Here is a 1,937-nt window from a genome sequence, read left to right on the forward strand (position 1 = left end):
GGCTGGTGAGTGAGCAGAGCGCGCCGCAGCTGGTGCGGCTGGTGCATCAGCTGGCTGACCGGGCGGGGATGCCGCATCCTGCGGTTTATGTCATTGAGAGCGATCAGCCCAATGCCTTTGCCACCGGGCGCGACCCGGCGAATGCCGCCGTGGCGGCCTCGACCGGGTTGCTGGAGCGGTTGAGCCAGCAGGAGATTGCCGCCGTGATGGCGCATGAGCTGGCGCATATCCGGAACCGCGACACGCTGATCATGACGATCACGGCCACCATGGCGGGGGCGATTGGCATGTTGGGGAATTTCGCGTTCTTCTTTGGCGGCAGCCGGGAGCGTGGCGGCGTGCTGGGGCCGCTGCTGGTGATGATCTTTGCGCCTTTCGCGGCGGCGCTGGTGCAGATGGCGATCTCGCGAAGTCGGGAATATGAGGCGGACCGGGTGGGGGCGGAGATTTGCGGCGATCCGCTGTGGCTTGCCGGGGCCTTGCGCAAGATCGACCATTTCGCGCGCGGGATCGACAACGGCCCCGCCGAGGCCAATCCGGCGCTGGCGCATCTGTTCATCATCAACCCGCTGCATGGGTCGGGGCGGGATGCGCTGTTCTCCACCCATCCCAGCACCGAGAACCGGATCGCGGCGCTGGTCGCCATGTCGGGGCGCGGAGATCGGCGCGAAAGCTCGGTGCCGAGGGTGCGGCGGTAGGGGGCGGATGACCTCTGCCATGGGCCGGGTTCCGAAAACGCATGGCGTTTTCCCGGCCCTGTGGGAACGGTGGAGCAAGATCGGGTTAGCAGCGTGACAGAGGCCAGAGCCCGCCCGGCGGGTGTGACGCACCCGCACCCAGCAGGGCGGGCGGCTCACCCGGTGGCTTTGGGCCCCCGGCCCAAACGCGGACACGGTGTCGGGTGACCTCGGTGATGGCCTAGGTCATGGGGAGCGGGCGGAATTGGAAAAGCACCGCTTTTCCCCGCCCGTGTGGGAGCGGTCAAGCAAGACCGGTTCAGCGAAAATGACAGAGGCCTGCGCTCGCCCGGTGGGTGCGAAGCACCCGCCCCCCGCAGGGCGGGCGGCTCACCCGGTGGCTTCGGGCCACCGGCCCGATGTGGACAGGTTTCAACATGACCTCGGCGATGGCCTCGGTCATGGGCAACGGGCTATCGTTCTGGAATGGCAGAGGCCCAAACGTGGGGAGGGTTGCCGCGTGGCCTCGGCGATGGGTGCGGGCGGAATTGGAAAAGCACCGCTTTTCCCCGCCCGTGTGGGAGCGGTCAAGCAAGACCGTGTCAGCGAAGATGACTGAGGCCTGTGCCCGCCCGGCGGGTGTGAAGCACCCGCCCCCCGCAGGGCGGGCGCTGGCCGGTGGCTTTGGGCCACCGGCCCGATGTGGAAACGGTGCCGCGTGACCTCGGCGATGGCCTCGGCCAATTGGGCCGGGTCAGAAAACGCAGCGCGTTTTCCCGGCCCTGTGGGAAGGGTTCCGCAATACCTTTCTAGCAGCGTGACAGAGGCCAGCGCCCGCCCGGTGGGCGCGAAAGCGCCCGCCGCCCGGAGGGCGGGCGCTGGCAGGTGGCTTCGGGCCACCGGCCCGATGTGGAAGCGTTTCAACATGACCTCGGCGATGGCCTCGGTCGTGGGCAACGGGCTATCTTTCTGGAATGGCAGAGGCCCAAATGTGGGGAGGGTTGCCGCGTGGCCTCGGCGATGGGAGCGGACAATTGAGATCGGGCGGAATTGGAAAAGCACCGCTTTTCCCCGCCCGTGTGGGAGCGGTCAGGCCAGACCGGATCAGCGAAGATGACAGAGGCCTGCGCCCGCCCGGTGGGCGCAAAGCGCCCGCCGCCCGGAGGGCGGGCGGCTCACCCGGTGGCTTCGGGCCACCGGCCCGATGTGGGAACGTTTCAACATGACCTCGGCTATGGCCTCGGCGGGGGGCTTGGTCAT

General features: G+C 68.2%; 1 protein-coding gene. It reads left to right on the forward strand.

Annotated features, from left to right (window positions below; genetic code table 11):
• Positions 1–698: M48 family metalloprotease (locus tag JNN06_RS00235; RefSeq protein WP_291237591.1), on the forward strand; the 698-nt coding region annotated here is incomplete at its 5' end.
• Positions 699–1,937 lie beyond the last annotated feature (1,239 nt).

It is taken from the genome of Gemmobacter sp., assembly GCF_016792925.1.
In the GTDB taxonomy this organism is placed as follows: domain Bacteria; phylum Pseudomonadota; class Alphaproteobacteria; order Rhodobacterales; family Rhodobacteraceae; genus Gemmobacter.